We start from the raw sequence: 16,884 nt of genomic DNA, 5'->3' as shown, positions 1-16,884 counted from the left end.
GTCTCTCTCGCTCAGTCGTCTTCGTTGTCGCCGAAGTCGGGGCGGACGTCCCGGGCGGCCATGATCTCGTCGTTGGAGGTGCCGGCGGCGACCATCGGCCACACCATCGCGTCCTCGTGGACGATGAAGTCGACGACGACGGGGCGGTCGTTGATGGAGTTCGCCTCGGCGATGACCTTGTCCAGGTCCTCCGGGCGCTCGCAGCGCAGGCCCACGCAGCCCATCGCCTCGGACAGCTTCACGAAGTCCGGCACGCGCGTGCCCTTGGCGTCGGGGTTGACGTCCTCGGGGCCGCTGTGGAGCACGGTGTTGGAGTAGCGCTGGTTGTAGAAGAGGGTCTGCCACTGGCGGACCATCCCGAGGGCGCCGTTGTTGATGATGGCGACCTTGATCGGGATGTTGTTCAGGGCGCAGGTGGTCAGTTCCTGGTTGGTCATCTGGAAGCAGCCGTCGCCGTCGATCGCCCAGACCGTGTTCCCCGGCATGCCGGCCTTGGCGCCCATCGCGGCCGGGACCGCGTAGCCCATGGTTCCGGCGCCGCCGGAGTTCAGCCAGGTGGCGGGCTTCTCGTACTGGATGAAGTGCGCGGACCACATCTGGTGCTGGCCGACGCCCGCCGCGAAGATGGTGCCCTCCGGGGCGAGTTGCCCGACCCGCTCGATGACCTGCTGCGGGGAGAGCGAGCCGTCGTCGGGCAGGTCGTACCCGAGCGGGTAGGTCTCGCGCCAGCGGGACAGGTCCCTCCACCAGGCGCTGTAGTCGCCCTTGTGGCCCTCGCTGTGTTCCTTCTGGACGGCCTGGACCAGGTCGGCGATGACCTCGCGGGCGTCCCCGACGATCGGCACGTCGGCGGCGCGGTTCTTGCCGATCTCGGCCGGGTCGATGTCGGCGTGGACGATCTTGGCGTGCGGGGCGAAGCTGTCCAGCTTGCCGGTGACGCGGTCGTCGAAGCGGGTACCGAGGGCGACGATCAGGTCGGCCTTCTGCAGCGCGGTGACGGCGGTGACCGCACCGTGCATGCCCGGCATTCCCACGTGCAGCGGGTGGCTGTCGGGGAATGCGCCGAGCCCCATCAGGGTGGTGGTGACGGGAGCTCCGGTGAGTTCTGCGAGGACCTTCAGCTCGGCGGTGGCGCCGGCCTTGATGACACCGCCGCCGACGTAGAGGACGGGCCGCTTGGCCTGGGTGATCAGCTTGGCGCCTTCGCGGATCTGCTTGGCGTGCGGCTTGGTCACCGGGCGGTAGCCGGGCAGGTCCATGACGGGCGGCCAGGAGAACGTCGTCTTCGCCTGGAGGGCGTCCTTGGCGATGTCGACCAGGACCGGGCCGGGGCGGCCGGTGGAGGCGATGTGGAAGGCCTGCGCGATGACGCGCGGGATGTCCTCGGCCTTGGTGACGAGGAAGTTGTGCTTGGTGATCGGCATGGTGATGCCGACGATGTCCGCCTCCTGGAAGGCGTCCGTGCCGATCGCCTTGGAGGCCACCTGCCCGGTGATCGCCACGAGCGGCACCGAGTCCATGTGGGCGTCCGCGATCGGGGTGACCAGGTTGGTGGCACCGGGGCCCGAGGTCGCCATGCAGACGCCGACCTTGCCGGTGGCCTGCGCGTAACCGGTGGCCGCGTGGCCCGCGCCCTGCTCGTGACGGACCAGGACGTGCCGCACCCGGGTGGAGTCCATCAGCGGGTCGTACGCCGGAAGGATGGCACCGCCGGGGATGCCGAATACGGTCTCGGCGCCGACCTCCTCGAGAGAGCGGATGAGGGACTGCGCGCCCGTGACGTGCTCGGGGGCGGACTGCTGTCCTCCGGATCGGGGCCGCGGCTGCGGATGGGCCCCGGTGGCCTGCTCGGTCATCGTCATTCTCTTCTCGATGCTGAGGGTTTTTGCGAAGTTTGTGCGGTGTTCGACTGGTGCCTGTGCAACAAAAAACCCCTCGTGCCGTAAGGCAAGCGAGGGGAGCGCGCCGGGTGGGGTCGCTGAGCGATCGAGGGCTCAGCGTCAGCCGACGCGCTTTCCAAGTACGAGAATTCGGGTGCGCATGGCACTGACCCTCCCCCCGGCACGCATGTGGTGTCAAGTAGGTGGGACGGGAGTCTCATTATGTGAGCGCAGGGCTGTGCCGCCTCCGAGGACCGAGGACACACCACTGGTGTACACCTCCGCGCCGCCTCCCGCGAACGCGGGTTCGGCGGGGCCGTGCGGCACCGGGTAGTGGCCCGAGGCCAGCGCCCTGCGCAACCGGTACTCGTCCAGGGGTGCGGAGAAGGCCATGCCCTGTCCGTGGGTGCAGCCCATCGCCCGCAGGGCGACGACCTGTTCCGGGAGGTCCACGCCGTCGGCCACGGACTGGAGGCCGAGGTCCCCGGCGATCCTCAGCAGCCCGCTGGTGATCTTGTGCAGTCTGGCGGACTCCACGACGCCCTCGACCAGGCTGCGGTCGAGCTTCAGTACGTCCACGGGGAGTTTGCGCAGCGCGGTGATCGCCGCGTAGCCGCTGCCGAAGCCGTCCAGGGCGATCCGGACGCCGACGCGCCGGATCGCGGTCAGCCGGCGCTCCAACTCGTCCAGCGAGACCCGGGGGTCGGCGTCGGAGAGCTCGATGACCAGGGAGCCGGACGGCAGCCCGTGCCGGGTCAGCAGCGCCTCGACGGAACCGAGGGGCAGCGAGCGGTCCAGCAGTCGCTGGGCGCTCATCCGGACCGCCACGGGCACGGTGAGCCCGGTCGCGGCCCGCTCGGCGGCCTGTTCGACGGCCTCCTCCAGGATCCAGCGGCCCAGCTCCTGCGTACGGTCGCTGTCCTCGGCCACCCGCAGGAACTCGGCCGGCGTGAACAGCACTCCCTGGGAGGAGCGCCAGCGCGCCTGCGCGGAGACCGAGGCGATGCGGCCGTCCTCCAGGCGGACGACGGGCTGGTGCAGCAGGGCGAACTCGCCGTCGTGCAGTGCGGCACGCAGGCGCGTGGCCAGCTCCGCCTTTCGTACGACGTCCTGCTGCATCTGGGGCGCGTAGAGCTCGACGCGACCCTTGCCGCCCGCCTTGGCGCGGTACATCGCGAGGTCCGCGTTGCGCAGGAGCTCGCCCGCCCCGAGGCCGGGTTCGGCGAAGGCGACGCCGATGGAGGCGGCGACCCGGACATCGTTGCCGTCGATGAGGTACGGCTGCGAGAGCGTGACCCTGAGGCGGTCGGCGAGCTCCAGGATGTGGCCCTCGCGGGCGGTGCGGTCGCGGGTGCCGTCCCCGACGATCAGTGCGGCGAACTCGTCCCCGCCGAGCCGGGAGGCGGTGTCCCCGTAGCGGACCGCGTCCTGGAGTCTGCGGGCGGCCTGGACGAGCAGCTCGTCCCCGGCCTGGTGCCCGATCGTGTCGTTGACGGCCTTGAAGCCGTCCAGGTCGATGAAGAGGACGGCCGTGCCGCGGTCGGAGGAACGGCGGCCGGACAGGGCCTGCTGGACGCGCCGGGTGAACAGGGCGCGGTTGGGCAGGTCGGTCAGCGGGTCGTGCTCGGCGTTGTGCTGGAGCTGCGCCTGCAGGCGCACTCTTTCGGTGACGTCCCGGCTGTTGAAGATGAGGCCGCCGTGGTGACGGTTGACGGTGGACTCGACGTTGAGCCAGCCGCCGTCGCCGGACCGGAAACGGCACTCGATGCGGGTGGTGGGCTCTTCGAGAGGGCTGGCGGCGAGGAACCGGCGCACCTCGTGCACCACGCAGCCCAGATCCTCCGGGTGGATGAGGCCGGCCAGTTCCGTGCCCACGAGTTCCTCGGCGGAGCGGCCGTAGACCCCCGCGGCGGCCGGGGAGACGTACCTGAGGATGCCGTTGGGTGCGGCGATCATGATGACGTCGCTCGAGCCCTGCACCAGGGAGCGGAAGTGGTTCTCCTTCTGCGCGAGTTCCTGGGTGAGGGTGATGTTGTCGAGCAGCATGATGCCCTGGCGCACCACGAGGGCGAGCACGACGGTGCCGCCGGTGAGGAGCACCACGCGGTCCACGCTGCGGCCGTTGAGGACGTTGTAGAGGATCCCCAGCGTGCAGACCGCGGCGGCGAGATACGGGGTGAGGGCGGCCAGCGATCCGGTGATGGGCCGGGTGGCCGGATACCGGCTGTGGTCACCGGCCTGCGCTCCCTGGGCTCCCTGCGGGCCCTGCACTCCCTGCGTGGACGGGTGGCGCCAGCTCCCGAAGCGCGGCCTGGGCAGGTGTTCGTGCACCACGCGCGTGCGCCCGGCCGGTCGCTGCCGGTCGCCGTCCGGGCGCCGGGGCGCGGCCCAGGGGGCGTAGGCGAGGAGCAGGGAGCCGGCGAACCATCCGGCGTCCAGCAACTGGCCGGAGCGGTAGTTGTTGTGGAGCAGTGGCGAGGTGAACAGGGCGTCGCACATCACGGTCAGGGCGAGCGCGCCGATCGCGGTGTTCACCGCGGTGCGGTTGACCGCCGAGCGCCGGAAGTGCAGCGCGAGGACCATGCTGACGAGGGCGATGTCCAGCAGTGGATACGCCAGGGACAGCGCGGTGTGCGCGACGCTGGGTCCCTCCGACTTGGCCGCCTGGGCGAGAGCGAGGCTCCAGGACAGCGTGAGGAGCGAGCCGCCGATCAGCCAGGAGTCCAGGCCGAGACAGACCCAGCCCGCCTTCGTCACCGGCCGCTTGGCGAGGACCAGCAGACCCACGATCGCGGGCGGCGCGAAGCACAGGAAGAACAGGTCGGCGTAGCTCGGGCTGGGCACGTCCCGGCCCAGGACGACCTCGTACCACCCCCAGATCAGGTTGCCGAGCGACGCCATGGTCGAGGAGAGCGCGAAGAGCAGCCAGGCCTGCCGGAACCGGACCCGACGGTCGCGGGCGTAGAGGAAGCACGACACGGCGGCGGTGCCCGCCGCGGCGCTCAGCCCGAAGTCACCCATGATCAGGGCGACTTCGGACGAGCCCCAGCCGAGCGCGGAACCGAGGGCGTATCCCGCGCACACCAGGGCGAGGAGGAGTTGGTGGACCAGGCTCGACCCGCCACGGAGGACCGGCGGCCGGGAAGGCAGCAGCGCCGCCCTCGTGGGCCGGGCCCGCAGCGCTCCGTCGAGGGTGGTCGTGGGAGAGGGAGGCGAGCTCACCGGGTCCTCCCGGTCCGCGCCGCTCCGGGGTCCCAGGGATCCTGGTGCGCCGGGTGCGCATGCCTCCTGCTGTGCCTGCGGTGATGAGGGCTGTGGTGACCGCCGTGACCGGCATGGTGGCCGCGTCTGCGCGCGGCCGTGTGCCAGGGTCGGAGCCGGCGGCCCCGCCGCGTCGGATCGTTGGTCCATAGGCCGTGCATCGCCCGTCGCCCCCCTCACATTCTGCAATGTCCATCCCCGGCGCCGAACGGTGCGCGGCGCTGCCCCTGTCGGGACGATACACCAGTCTCGTCACTCAGGGACATAGTTCCTCTACGCTCCGTGACGACCAGCGGCGATGCGGCCACGGATCGCGTCCGGAAGATTGCGGAGGGTACCGGAAGCGGATTGCGCGCCTGTTGCTCCGTGGGTCTAAGCGTTCTCCGAACCCGTCGTAAGGATCACGTTGCGCAAGGGCTCCTGGTTCACATAGCGGTTGAGCTGGTCCACCAACAGGCGTTTGGCACGCGGCAGGAACGCCGAGGTGGGTCCTCCGACATGGGGACTGACCAGTACGCCCGGCGCCTGCCACAAGGGGTGTCCCGGGGGCAGCGGCTCGGGGTCGGTGACGTCGAGGGCGGCGGTGATGCGGCCGGTCTCCAGTTCGGCGAGCAGCGCCTTGGTGTCGACGACCGGGCCGCGGGCGACGTTCACGAGGAGCGCGCCGTCCTTCATACGGGCCAGGAAGTCGGCGTCGGCCAGGTGACGCGTGGTCTCGTCGAGGGGCGTGGACAGGATGACGACGTCCGCCTCGGGGAGCAGGGCGGGCAGTTCGGTGAGCGGGTGCACCGGGCCGCGCTCCGTGGTGCGCGCGGAGCGCGCGACGCGCGCCACCCGCGCGACCTCGAACGGTACGAGCCGGTCCTCGATGGCGGAGCCGATCGAGCCGTAGCCGACGATGAGGACGTTCTTGTCGGCGAGCGAGGGCCGGAAGCCGGCGCGCCACTCCCCCTTGTCCTGGGCCCGCACGAAGTCGGGAACCCCGCGCAGCGAGGCGAGGACCAGGGTGAGCGTGAGTTCGGCGGTGCTCGCCTCGTGGACACCGCGCGCGTTGCACAACCGCACGCCGGGACGCAGATGCCTCAGGCCGGGTTTCACGTTGTCGACGCCGGCCGACAGCGTCTGCACGACCTCGACGGAGCTCAGGTGGGGCATCGGTCGCAGGACGACATCCAGCGGCTTCATGTAGGGGACGACGTAGTACGCGCAGTCGGCCGGGTCCGCCGGGAAGTCCTCCTCGCCGTTCCAGAAGTGGTAGTCGGGGCCCTCGGGGAGCCCCTCGATGTCGTCGGGCGGGATGGGAAGCCACACGTCAGCACTCATGGTCAGGAGGCTATGTCAGGCGCCCTGGAGCCCAGAGGTTAGGTTGGGGGCCGGAAGAGGGAGGGTCACGAGCAGGTGGAGCGCAGGAAGATCGGCGCGGCGGCGCTCGCGGTGGGAGCCGTCGGACTCGGGTGCATGCCGATGAGCTGGGCCTACAGCGGGTCGCGGCAGCGGGGCGACGAGTCGGTCAGGGCCGTGCACCGGGCGCTCGATCTGGGCTCGACGCTGCTGGACACGGCCGACATGTATGGCCCGTTCACCAACGAGCTGCTGCTCGGGCGGGTGTTGAAGGAGCGGCGCGGGGACGCCTTCGTGTCGACGAAGGTCGGTCTGCTGGTGGGCGAGCAGCACATCGTGGCCAACGGCCGCCCCGGCTATGTGAGACGGGCCTGTGACGCGTCCCTGCGGCGGCTCCAGACCGATGTGATCGACCTCTACCAGCTGCACCGCGAGGACCCCGAGGTTCCGGTCGAGGAGACCTGGGGTGCGATGGCGGAGCTCGTACAGGCCGGAAAAGTACGGTCGTTGGGGCTCTGCGCGATGGGAGCGCGCGGCGGGCGCCGCTCCGGCAGGCGGCTGTACGACGCGACGATCCGGCAGTTGGAGCGGGTCCAGCAGGTCTTCCCGGTGAGCGCGGTGGAGGCGGAGCTGTCGGTGTGGTCGCCGGAGGCGCTGGAGACGCTGCTGCCGTGGTGCGGGGCGCGCGGCATCGGCTTTCTGGCGGCGATGCCCCTCGGCAACGGCTTCCTGACCGGCACCCTGACCCCGGGCGAGGGCTTCGAACCGGACGACGTCCGCGCCCGCCATCCCCGCTTCACCGCCGAGATGATGGCCGCGAACCAGCCGATCGTCTCCGGTCTGCGCCGCATCGCGGCCCGGCACGGGGAGGGCGTCACCCCGGCACAGGTGGCGCTGGCGTGGGTGCTGGCCCAGGGCACTCACGTGGTCCCGGTGCCCGGGGCCAAGCAGGAGCGGTGGGTGACGCAGAACGCGGCGGCGGCCTCCCTCCGGCTGACCGTCCAGGACCTCACCGAGGTGGCGCAACTGCCGCCGGCACAGGGGTCGTGGGACTAGCGTCTCTGCTGACGGGGCCCGCCGGACAAACCAGCGGCCCCAGCCGCAGCGCCCACCCGCGGACCATCAGCCCCCCCAGCGGCCCAAGACCCGCGGACCAGCAAGCCCGCCAACTGCGCAGGGGCCCGTGGCACGAGGAGCCCCCCGGACGACACCTGCGCCGCGATCCGCAGGACGAGCTGACCCCCGCACGACGACCGCGCCGCGGACCAGCAAGCCCGCCAACTGCGCAGGGGCCCGTGGGACGAGGAGCCCCCCGGACGACACCTGCGCCGCGATCCGCAGGACGAGCTGACCCCCGGACGACGACCGCGCCGCGGACCAGCACGCCCGCCAACTGCGCAGGGGCCGTGCGACGAGCAGACCCTCAGACGACACTCGCCGCGGACCAGCCTGCCGGCGGCACACGGGCACCCACCAGCGCGCCCGCCAACTGCCCACAGGCCCGCGGGTCGAGCAGACCCACCGGCCACCCACGCGCCGCAGGGCCGGCACACCCATCAACGCCGGTGCCCCACCCGCACACCAGCAAGCCCGCCAACTGTGCGGGGACCCGCGGCACCGGCAGACCCTCAGACGACACCCGCGCCGCAGACCGCCTGCCGACCGCACACGATCCACCGGCCCGCAGACCTGGCGGCCATCGAGCGCCACAGGGCCGGCACGCCCACCGACCGCGCACGCGTCGCGGGACTGGTGGGGACGGGTGTGCGCATCGGGTCCGGGAGATCGGGAACCTGGGAGGCGCGAGCGGTGTATGACAGGTAGAACCCGCCGCTTCGAAGGGACCATGATCGTGCATCGTCGAGCTGTGACGGCCGTGCTGGCCGCGACCACGCTCCTGCTGACGGCCGGCTGCTCCTCCGACGGCGGAGGAGGAGGCGGTGGCTCGCCCGACGGCGGCGACAGCGCCTCGTCGAGCGGTGCGGCCTCGGGGTCGACCCCCACCCAGCAGGCCGTGGAGGCGACCCCGCCTGCGAAGGGCTCGGTGAAGGTGGTGCGCACGATCGCCGAGGACCTCAAGACCCCCTGGGGCCTCGCCCCGCTCCCCGACGGCGACCTGCTCGTCTCCTCACGGGACGACGGCACGATCACCCGGGTCGACGGACAGTCCGGCAAGAAGACGGAGCTGGGGCAGGTCTCCGGGGTCTCCGCGGCCGGCGAAGGCGGCCTCCTGGGCGTCGCGCTGTCCCCGGACTACGCCTCGGACCACATGGTCTACGCCTACTTCACCTCCGACTCGGACAACCGCGTCGTGCGGATGGTCTACGACGAGCAGAAGGCGTCCGGTGAGCAACTGGGCGCTCCCGACACCATCTTCAAGGGCATCCCGAAGGGCTTCATCCACAACGGCGGCCGGATCGCGTTCGGCCCGGACGGCATGCTGTACGCGGGCACGGGCGAGAGCGGCAACACCGGCCTGTCCCAGGATCGCAAATCCCTGGGCGGCAAGATCCTGCGCCTGACCCCGGAGGGCGACCCGGCCCCGGGCAACCCGTTCCCGGACTCCCCCGTGTACTCCTACGGCCACCGCAATGTGCAGGGCATCGCCTGGGACTCCAAACAGCGTTTGTTCGCCTCGGAGTTCGGCCAGGACACCTGGGACGAACTGAACGCGATCAAGCCGGGCGACAATTACGGCTGGCCGACCGCCGAGGGCAAGTCCGACGACAAGGAGTTCCACAACCCGATAGCCCAGTGGCACACCGACGACGCCTCGCCCAGCGGCATCGCCTACGCCGAGGGCTCCGTCTGGATGGCCGGGCTGAAGGGCCAGCGCCTGTGGCGCATCCCGCTGAAGGGCACTGCGGCCTCCGCCGACCCGCAGTCCTTCCTGAAGGGGGAGTACGGCCGGCTGCGCACGGTGGTCGCCGCGGGCGGAGACAAGCTGTGGCTCATCACCAGCAACACGGACGGCCGCGGCAGCCCCAAGGAGGGGGACGACAAGATCCTGGAGATACAGGTCAGCTAGTCGGAGCCGTCATTCGGGCGCGCTCCGCGGGGGCTCCTCGGTGTCGTCGTCCGGCTTGGACCGGCGGACGACGACCTTCCCGGACGTGAGATCTATCGGTCCGTGTCCGGGGTCGCCGTCGCCGACGTCCTCGCGGGTCAGCTCCAGCCGGTTCTGCTCGTCACGGGTGTGCTTGCGGCCGGGTGCGAACAGTTCCTCGAACATGTTGAACATGCAGCCTCCCCTGCCGGTCTCCTACACCGTACGCCTCACTCTGTGATCGGCGCGTGGAGAGCCTCGGCCGGGAACAGCCCCAGCCGGTGTGCCACCGCCGCAGCCTCTCCCCTTCCGGAGACGCCGAGCTTGGCCAGGATGTTGGAGACATGGACGCTGGCCGTCTTCGGGGAGATGAAGAGTTCCTCGGCGATCAGGCGGTTGGTGCGGCCGAGGGCGACCAGGCGCAGGACATCGCGTTCGCGGCCGGTGAGGCCGAGGGAGCGGACCGGGTCGTCCCCGCCGGGGGCCGGCGCGACGGTCAGGGTGAGACGGGCGCGCTGAGCGAGGAGCGTGACGGCGTCGGCGAGGGGCCGGGCGCCGAGGTGGTCGGCGGCGGCGTGGGCGAGGCGCAGGAGTTCGGTGGCCTGCTCGCGGTCGGACTGCTCGGCGCCGCCGGGTGCCGACAGCAGGGCCTGGGCGAGCCGGTGGCGGACGCGGGCGAGGTCATAGGGGCGTTCCAAGGGCTCGAGGGCGGTGAGGGCCTCGTACCAGTGGTCCGGGGTGTCGGCGCTCTCGGCGCGCAGCAGTTCGGCGCGGACCCAGCGTTCGTGGGCCAGCCAGACGGGTGCGTTGGTGGCGAGGGGCCTGGCGGCCTCCCTGATGCGGTGGAGGATCTTCGCGCGGTCCCGTTCGGCGACGGGCAGGCCGAGGGCGTCGGCCTCCATGGTGGCGGCGGTGAGCAGCAGGGGCCAGGCATAGCGCTGGGTGCCGGGCGGGAAGCCGGCGTCCAGGACGCGTTCGAGTTCGGCGCGGGCGTCCAGGAGGCGGCCTTCGGCGGCGGCGATACCGATGGCCAGTTCGGTGAGGGGGAGTTCGTGCTGAGGGGCTCTGTCATGGGTACCGAAGTAGCCGCGCGCGGCGGTGAGTTGGCGTGCCGCCTCGGACAGGTCGCCGCGGGCGAGGGCGAGGGCCGCGCGGTTGCCGGCGTGGAAGCCGCGGGGCTGGGCGCTTCGGCCGACGAGTTCGGCCCTCGTGGCGGATTCCGCGGCCCGGTCCCAGCGGCCCAGCGAGTGGAGGGACTCGGCGAGGTTGCCCCAGATCCAGGCCTCCTTGTCGGACAGGCCGAACTTCCGGGCGTAGCCGAGTCCTTCCTCCAGGATCGGCACGGCTTCCCGGGAGCGCCCGATGGCTTCGAGGGCGTTCGGCAGATTCACGTAGACACGGCTGGCGACGGCGGAGATGCCGTCCTCGACTGTCTGCCGCAGGATTTCGAACATCTCGGCGAGCCCGGTCTCGACGCCACCGGACTCGACGAGGAGACCCGCGTGGGTGAGCCGGGCGTTCATCTCGATCTCGCGGGCTCCGACCATGCGCGCGTACTCCACGGCGCTTTCGGCGGCCGTCATGGCCTCCGGGCCGGGAACGTGAACCATGGACCAGTGGGCGACGTTCGCCAGCACCTCGGCGTGCACCTCGGACGGCGGCAGGCCGCGCACCAGCTCTTCGGCGGTCGCCAGTTCCGCCCAGCCGTCGCCGCGGGCCAGCCCCTGGACGAGATGGGAGCGCTGTACCCAGAACCACGCCGCGCGCAGGGGGTCCCCGTCGTCCTCCAGGAGGTGCAGCGCCCGCTTGGTGATCTTCAGGGCGCGTTCGCGTTCGCCGCCCAGGCGGCCGGCGACGGCGGCCTCGGCCATCAGGTCGAGGTAGCGCAGCGGGGTGGTGGCCGGGTCGCAGCCGCAGGGAGGGTAGACCTCGGTGTAGTCCACGGGGCGCAGGGCGGCCCTGACGTCCTCGGGGGTGGTGTCCCACAGCTCCATCGCGCGTTCCAGGAGCCGGAGTTGTTCGGAGTAGGCGTGCCGGCGGCGGGCGGTGACGGAGGCGTCCAGGACGGCGGGCAGGGCCTTGGCGGCATCGTGGGCGTGGTACCAGTAGCTGGCCAGCCGCATGACCCGCTCGGCGGCCGGGACCAGCGTGGGGTCGGCCTCCAGGGCTTCGGCGTAGCGGCGGTTGAGGCGGGAGCGTTCGCCGGGCAGCAGATCGTCGGCGACGGCCTCGCGGACCAGGGAGTGCCGGAAGTGGTAGCCGTCGCCGTCGGGTGCCGGAAGGAGGATGTTGGCGTTCACCGCGACCCGCAGCGCCTCGATGAGGTCGTCCTCGGCGAGTCGGGTGACGGCGGCGAGCAGCCGGTACTCCACGGTGGAGCCGCCCTCGGCGACGACCCGGGCGACCCGCTGGGTGCTTTCGGGCAGCCCCTCGACGCGGACGAGGAGCAGGTCGCGCAGGGAGTCGGTGAGGCCGGCGCCACAGCCCTCGGTGGCGCAGACGGCGAGTTCCTCGACGAAGAAGGCGTTGCCGTCGGAGCGTTCGAAGATGTCGTCGACCTGGGTGGGGTTCGGCTCGGTGGCGAAAATCCCGGCTATCTGGCGGCTGACCTCGTCCCGGTTGAAGCGACCGAGTTCGATCCGGCGGACCGTGCGCAGCCGGTCGAGTTCGGCGAGCAGGGGGCGCAGCGGGTGGCGGCGGTGGATGTCGTCGGCACGGTAGGTGGCGAGGACGACCAGGCGGCCGGTGCGCAGGGTGCGGAAGAGGTAGGCCAGCAGGTGGCGGGTGGAGGCGTCGGCCCAGTGGAGGTCCTCCAGGGCGACGACGACGGTGCGCTCGGCGGCGACGCGCTCCAGGAGGCGGGCGGTCAGTTCGAAGAGGCGGGCCAGGCTCTCCTCGTCGTGCCGGCCGGTGCCCCGTGCGGGGAGGGCCTCGCCGACCTCGGGCAGCAGCCTGGCCAGTTCCTCCTCCTGGCCCGCGGCCGCGGCGGCCAGTTCGTCGGGCAGGGCGCGCCGCAGAGCGCGCAGGGCGGTGGAGAAGGGGGCGAAGGGCAGTCCGTCGGCGCCGATCTCGACGCAGCCGCCGAGGGCGACGACCGCGCCCTGACGGCAGGCGGAGGTGGCGAACTCCTCGACGAGCCGTGTCTTGCCGACACCGGCCTCACCGCCGAGCAGCAACGCCTGAGGCTCTCCCGCGGCGGCGCGGGAGAGCGCTTCGTTCAGGCTGTTCAGCTCTTCGGTGCGGCCGACGAACACGGGACTGACGGACCTGGTCTCCACAAGCCCGAGCATTGCACGCGGGTCCGACAGCGCGGCACTCGTTTTCGGGGCGGGTCCGGTTCCCCAACTGGCCCTGGCTGCCGGGAGGACGGCCGCGGTGGTGACCGCGGGGACGGGCAGAGCCGTACGGCCGTCCTCCCTGCCGGCGCTCACGCCGTGCGGAGGAACCGGTGCCGCCAGGGGCGGCCGGTATGCGAATCGCTCTCGGATGTGCGCTCGGCGGCTTCGCGACGGGCGGCGCGGCGGCCGCGCAGCGTCTCGCGGACGAGCCGCTCGTGCTCGGCCTGGCGGCGGAGTTCGGCGGCACGGTACTGGGAGATCTCGTATGCGGAGTACATGGTGTCGTCCTTGTCGGAGTCGGTTTCGGGCATCGCTTTCTGCGATGCCTCTACCTTCGTCTCCGAGGGGGGTCCGCCACATCGGGAGAGTTCCGCATCTTCCCGGGCCGCGGGGGCCTTAGACGCGCGCGAGGGGTCCTACGGCCTCCGTAAGGTACCTACGGCTGCCCTAAGACCCCTCGTGACCTGCGCTTGTTCAGCTCGCGGAAGGCAGGTCCAGCAGAAGGTCGGTGTACTTGAGGACGGCCAGGAGCAGGCCGACCACACCGAGCGCGACACCGCCCCAGGCGACGGACTTGATCCAGGTGGCCTGCGGCTTGCCGGGAGCACCGAAGGCCGGCCGGGCCAGCACGCCGACACCGACGACCAGGGCGATCAGCGCGAAGACGCCGCCCCAGAGCGCGGTGGCCTTCCAGGCGTCTCCGTAGCCCTCGTCGAGGAGCTTCGCCACGTCGGAGGACGTCGCGGTCTGCGCGTGCAGCTGGCCGACCAGCGACTGCCGCGCGGACGCCACGGTGCCGACCCAGCTGCCGGTGAGCGAGACGAGGCCCAGTGCCGCGGAGACGACGGCGCCCGCGCCCTGGCCGACCCCGGTGGGGCCCTCCTCCCGGGTGGCCTCGGGCAGGTCGTCCTCGTCGTCGATCTCGTCGGCGGCGGTGTCCTCGGCCGAGGTGTCCTCGGCCTCCGTCACCTCGTCGGTCTTGGCGACGCTCACCTTCTCCTCGTCGGTCGTGGCCTTGGCGCCCGTCTCGGCGCCGGTCTCGTCAGCTGTCTTCGTTCCCATGTCGGGCACCGTACGGATCCTGTCTGAGAGGTTTCTTAATGATCGTTCCGGGCTGCACGCGCGCGTGCTTCACGCCACTCGGGGGCGAGAATCGACCACACCTCGAGGTCGTGCCGTACGCCACGATAGGGGTGGGCCTGACGGCGGACTCCGTCGCGGGTCATTCCCAGGCGCTTGGCGACGTTGATGCTGGCCGTGTTTCCCGATGCGGCGACCCACTCGACCCGGTGGACACCGCGCTCCTCGACCACCGAGTCGATCAGTGTCCGCATGGCCCGGGTGATCAGTCCGCGGCCGGTCGCGGCGGGCTCCAGCCAGCAGCCGACCTCGCAGTTTCCCTGTTCGGCGTCGAAGTTGAGGGTGAGCACTCCGCCGACGAGCTTTCCGTCGAGCCAGATGCCGTGGTAGCCGCCGGTGTCGTCGGCGCGCATCCGGGCGTACCGCTGGAGTGTCTCGCGCGCGGAGGCCAGGTCGACGGCCTGGGAGCCGAAGGGGATGAACTGCCCGATGAACTCCCGCCCCCGCTCCAGGTTGGCGAGGAACTCCTCCGCGTGCCACGGCTCCAGGGGCCGCAGTTCGGCCCCGTCGTCACCCAGGGATATCGCGTACATCCTCGTCCCGCTCCCTCTCCATCTGCTCCACGACGTCCTGCTCCACGACATCGGTGAGCCTCTCATGCGCGGCGCGGCGCTCGGGAGGTTCGATGCTGATACGGGGCATCCGGCGGTCCAGCCAGCCCGGCAGCCACCAGTTGGCGCCGCCGAGCAGATGCATGAGAGCCGGGACGAGGAGGGTGCGCAGGACGAAGGCGTCGAGGGCGACGGCGGCGGCGAGCGCGATGCCGAACATGGCGATCACGCGGTCGCCGCTGAGGACGAAGGCGAGGAAGACGGAGATCATGATGACCGCGGCGGAGTTGATCACCCGGCTGGTCTCGGCGAGGCCGACCCGGACGGCCCGCCGGTTGTCGCGGGTCTCCAGCCATTCCTCGTACATCCGGCTGACCAGGAAGACCTGGTAGTCCATGGAAAGCCCGAAGAGCACGGACACCATGATCACGGGGAGGAAGGGCTCGATCGGGCCCGCGCGGCCGAGGCCGAGCAGTTCGCTCCCCCAGCCCCACTGGAAGATCGCCACGACCACTCCGAAGGAGGCGGCGACGGCGGCGACGTTCATCGCGGCTGCCTTCAGCGGGATGCCGACGGAACGGAAGGCGAGCAGGAGCAGCAGACAGCCCAGGCCGATGACCACGCCGACGAACAGCGGCAGCTTGCCGACGATGATGTCAGCGAAGTCGTCGTACGACGCCGTCGTCCCGCCGACCTGGATGTCGAGTGAGGTGCCGGTCTCCGCGCGCGGCAGCACCTCGGTGCGCAGCCGGTCAACGAGCTCGCTGGTCTGCTGGGACTGCGGGGCGGACTCGGGGACGATGGTGAAGTAGGCGAGGTCGCCGCCGGTGTCGTAGGTCACCGGGGTGGTGGACGCGATGCCCTCGGTGGTGCGGATGGTGGCGTCGAGGTTGTCGAGGAGCAGCTTGTCCTCGGCACCGTCGACACGAGTCACCAGCGTGAGCGGGCCGTTGACGCCTGGGCCGAAGCCGTCCGCGAGGAGGTCGTAGGCCTGCCGCGTGGTGGCGGACCGTGGGTCGTTGCCCTGGTCGGAGGTGCCGAGGTGCAGGCCCAGGGTGGGCAGCGCGAGGACGGTGATGACCAGGAGGGCGATGCCGCCGAGCAGCTTGGGGTGCCGTTCCACGAACGCGGACCAGCGATGGGCGAACCCGGTCGGCAGTTCCGGCTCGGGCCCGTGCTCGGCGAGGCGGCGCCGCTCCCGCCGGCTCAGGGCGCGCATGCCGATGAGGGAGAGCAGGGCCGGCAGCAGGGTCACGGAGGAGGCGACCGTGAGGACGACGGTCAGGGAGGCGGCTATCGCGACGCCGTTGAGGAAGCCGAGCCGGAGGATCAGCATTCCCAGCAGGGCGATGCAAACCGTGGCACCCGCGAAGACGACCGCGCGCCCGGTGGTGGTGACGGCGTTCTCGACGGACTCGGCGACGCTCAGTCCGCGTTTGAGGCCGCGCCGGTGTCTGGTGACGATGAAGAGCGCGTAGTCGATGCCGACGCCGAGCCCGATCAGCATGCCGAGCATGGGCGCGAAGTCGGCGACGGTCATGGCATGCCCGAGCAGCCCGATGCCGGCGTACGCGGTGCCCACCCCGACCAGGGCGGTGGCGATGGGCAGCAGCGAGGCGGCGAGCGAGCCGAAGGCCAGGAACAGCACGACGGCGGCGACGAGCACTCCGACGATCTCGGCGACATGGCCGCCCGAGGACTCGGTGAGGGCGACGGCGCTGCCGCCCAGTTCCACCTGGAGCCCGTCGGCCTCGGCGTCCTTGGCGGTGTCCACCACGGCCTTCGCCTGGGAGGCGTCGATGTCCTCGGCCGAGTCGGCGAAGGTGACGGTGGCGTACGCGGTGTGTCCGTCGGCGCTGATCCGGGCGGCGCCCGCGTCGTCGTACGGGCTGACGACGGCGGCCACTCCGGGCAGGTCCGCGATCTTGTCCAGGGTCGCGGTCATCGTCTGCTCGACGTCGGCGTCCCGGACCGAGCCCGAGGTGAGGTGCCAGACGACCGTGTCGCTGTCGCCGCCGAGGTGCGGGAAGCCGTCCTGGAGCAGCTGGGTGGCGCGGCCCGACTCGGTGCCGGGGACCTCGTAGTCGTTCGAGTACACGGAGCCGGTGACGGCGGCGGCAGCGCTCACCCCGCCGAGGGCGAGCAGCCACAGGAGAACGACGACAAGGCGGCGTCGTACACACCAGCGTGCAAGGGCTGCCACGAACGTGCTCCCGGGGTGAATTGTGGATCTTTGACCGGGAACAGTCCTTGATGTGTGAACGGCCCGCAAAGAACGCATGAGCAATGCGTGGACCACTCTTGCAGGGGAAAGTGATCGTTTATCG

The 16,884-nt window shown here is 71.3% G+C and carries 11 protein-coding genes; 2 read left to right on the top strand and 9 right to left on the bottom strand.

Features of this window, described 5'->3' with window-relative positions; translation table 11 throughout:
- Positions 1–11 precede the first annotated feature (11 nt).
- The 3 genes from BFN33_RS45815 to BFN33_RS45805 form a co-directional block, all read right to left on the bottom strand.
- On the bottom strand, positions 12–1,856 hold the full coding sequence (locus BFN33_RS45815; RefSeq protein WP_176742641.1) for an acetolactate synthase large subunit: 1,845 nt from the start codon (positions 1,854–1,856) through the stop codon (positions 12–14).
- 219 nt (positions 1,857–2,075) lie between these two features.
- Entirely contained in the window at positions 2,076–5,102 is a 3,027-nt protein-coding gene (locus BFN33_RS45810) for an EAL domain-containing protein (protein ID WP_069766164.1), read from the bottom strand.
- A gap of 411 nt (positions 5,103–5,513) precedes the next feature.
- Positions 5,514–6,464, bottom strand: a complete 951-nt coding sequence (locus BFN33_RS45805) for a 2-hydroxyacid dehydrogenase (RefSeq protein ID WP_088245529.1) — start codon at positions 6,462–6,464, stop codon at positions 5,514–5,516.
- A 75-nt stretch (positions 6,465–6,539) separates the two neighbouring features.
- Between BFN33_RS45805 and BFN33_RS45800 the strand changes: the two genes are divergently transcribed.
- The gene (locus BFN33_RS45800) at positions 6,540–7,538 is read left to right on the top strand and encodes an aldo/keto reductase (RefSeq protein ID WP_069766162.1); all 999 of its coding nucleotides are present in this window, start codon (positions 6,540–6,542) and stop codon (positions 7,536–7,538) included.
- Positions 7,539–8,328: 790 nt separating this feature from the next.
- Positions 8,329–9,510 (top strand): sorbosone dehydrogenase family protein, encoded by a 1,182-nt coding sequence (locus BFN33_RS45795; protein WP_079141378.1) that lies wholly within the window; start codon positions 8,329–8,331, stop codon positions 9,508–9,510.
- A gap of 9 nt (positions 9,511–9,519) precedes the next feature.
- Here BFN33_RS45795 and BFN33_RS45790 read toward each other — a convergent pair whose 3' ends face one another.
- The 6 genes from BFN33_RS45790 to BFN33_RS45765 all read right to left on the bottom strand — a co-directional run bounded on the left by BFN33_RS45790 (position 9,520) and on the right by BFN33_RS45765 (position 16,760).
- Positions 9,520–9,723, bottom strand: coding sequence for a DUF6191 domain-containing protein (locus tag BFN33_RS45790; RefSeq protein ID WP_069766160.1), 204 nt, complete (start codon positions 9,721–9,723; stop codon positions 9,520–9,522).
- A gap of 35 nt (positions 9,724–9,758) precedes the next feature.
- Positions 9,759–12,818: a helix-turn-helix transcriptional regulator gene (locus tag BFN33_RS45785; RefSeq protein WP_069766159.1), complete on the bottom strand. Its 3,060-nt coding sequence runs from the start codon at positions 12,816–12,818 to the stop codon at positions 9,759–9,761.
- 137 nt (positions 12,819–12,955) lie between these two features.
- The gene (locus BFN33_RS45780) at positions 12,956–13,177 is read right to left on the bottom strand and encodes a hypothetical protein (protein WP_370743387.1); all 222 of its coding nucleotides are present in this window, start codon (positions 13,175–13,177) and stop codon (positions 12,956–12,958) included.
- Positions 13,178–13,340: 163 nt separating this feature from the next.
- The gene (locus tag BFN33_RS45775; RefSeq protein WP_069766158.1) at positions 13,341–13,928 is read right to left on the bottom strand and encodes a hypothetical protein; all 588 of its coding nucleotides are present in this window, start codon (positions 13,926–13,928) and stop codon (positions 13,341–13,343) included.
- A gap of 35 nt (positions 13,929–13,963) precedes the next feature.
- Positions 13,964–14,539 (bottom strand): GNAT family N-acetyltransferase, encoded by a 576-nt coding sequence (locus BFN33_RS45770; RefSeq protein ID WP_069766157.1) that lies wholly within the window; start codon positions 14,537–14,539, stop codon positions 13,964–13,966.
- The gene (locus tag BFN33_RS45765; protein WP_069766156.1) at positions 14,517–16,760 is read right to left on the bottom strand and encodes an MMPL family transporter; all 2,244 of its coding nucleotides are present in this window, start codon (positions 16,758–16,760) and stop codon (positions 14,517–14,519) included. Before BFN33_RS45765 ends, BFN33_RS45770 begins: the two co-directional genes overlap by 23 nt.
- Positions 16,761–16,884 lie beyond the last annotated feature (124 nt).

This window comes from Streptomyces sp. LUP47B, from assembly GCF_001746295.1.
In the GTDB taxonomy this organism is placed as follows: Bacteria; Actinomycetota; Actinomycetes; order Streptomycetales; family Streptomycetaceae; genus Streptomyces.
This window is presented reverse-complemented; position numbering and strand designations above follow the sequence as displayed.

Coding starts and splice junctions, on each gene's coding strand:
- BFN33_RS45770 (WP_069766157.1), bottom strand. CDS start 14,539: ATGTACGCGATATCCCTGGGTGACGACGGGGCCGAACTGCGGCCCCTG.
- BFN33_RS45780 (WP_370743387.1), bottom strand. CDS start 13,177: ATGCCCGAAACCGACTCCGACAAGGACGACACCATGTACTCCGCATAC.
- BFN33_RS45795 (WP_079141378.1), top strand. CDS start 8,329: ATGATCGTGCATCGTCGAGCTGTGACGGCCGTGCTGGCCGCGACCACG.
- BFN33_RS45805 (WP_088245529.1), bottom strand. CDS start 6,464: ATGAGTGCTGACGTGTGGCTTCCCATCCCGCCCGACGACATCGAGGGG.
- BFN33_RS45775 (WP_069766158.1), bottom strand. CDS start 13,928: ATGGGAACGAAGACAGCTGACGAGACCGGCGCCGAGACGGGCGCCAAG.
- BFN33_RS45785 (WP_069766159.1), bottom strand. CDS start 12,818: ATGCTCGGGCTTGTGGAGACCAGGTCCGTCAGTCCCGTGTTCGTCGGC.
- BFN33_RS45815 (WP_176742641.1), bottom strand. CDS start 1,856: ATGACCGAGCAGGCCACCGGGGCCCATCCGCAGCCGCGGCCCCGATCC.
- BFN33_RS45790 (WP_069766160.1), bottom strand. CDS start 9,723: ATGTTCAACATGTTCGAGGAACTGTTCGCACCCGGCCGCAAGCACACC.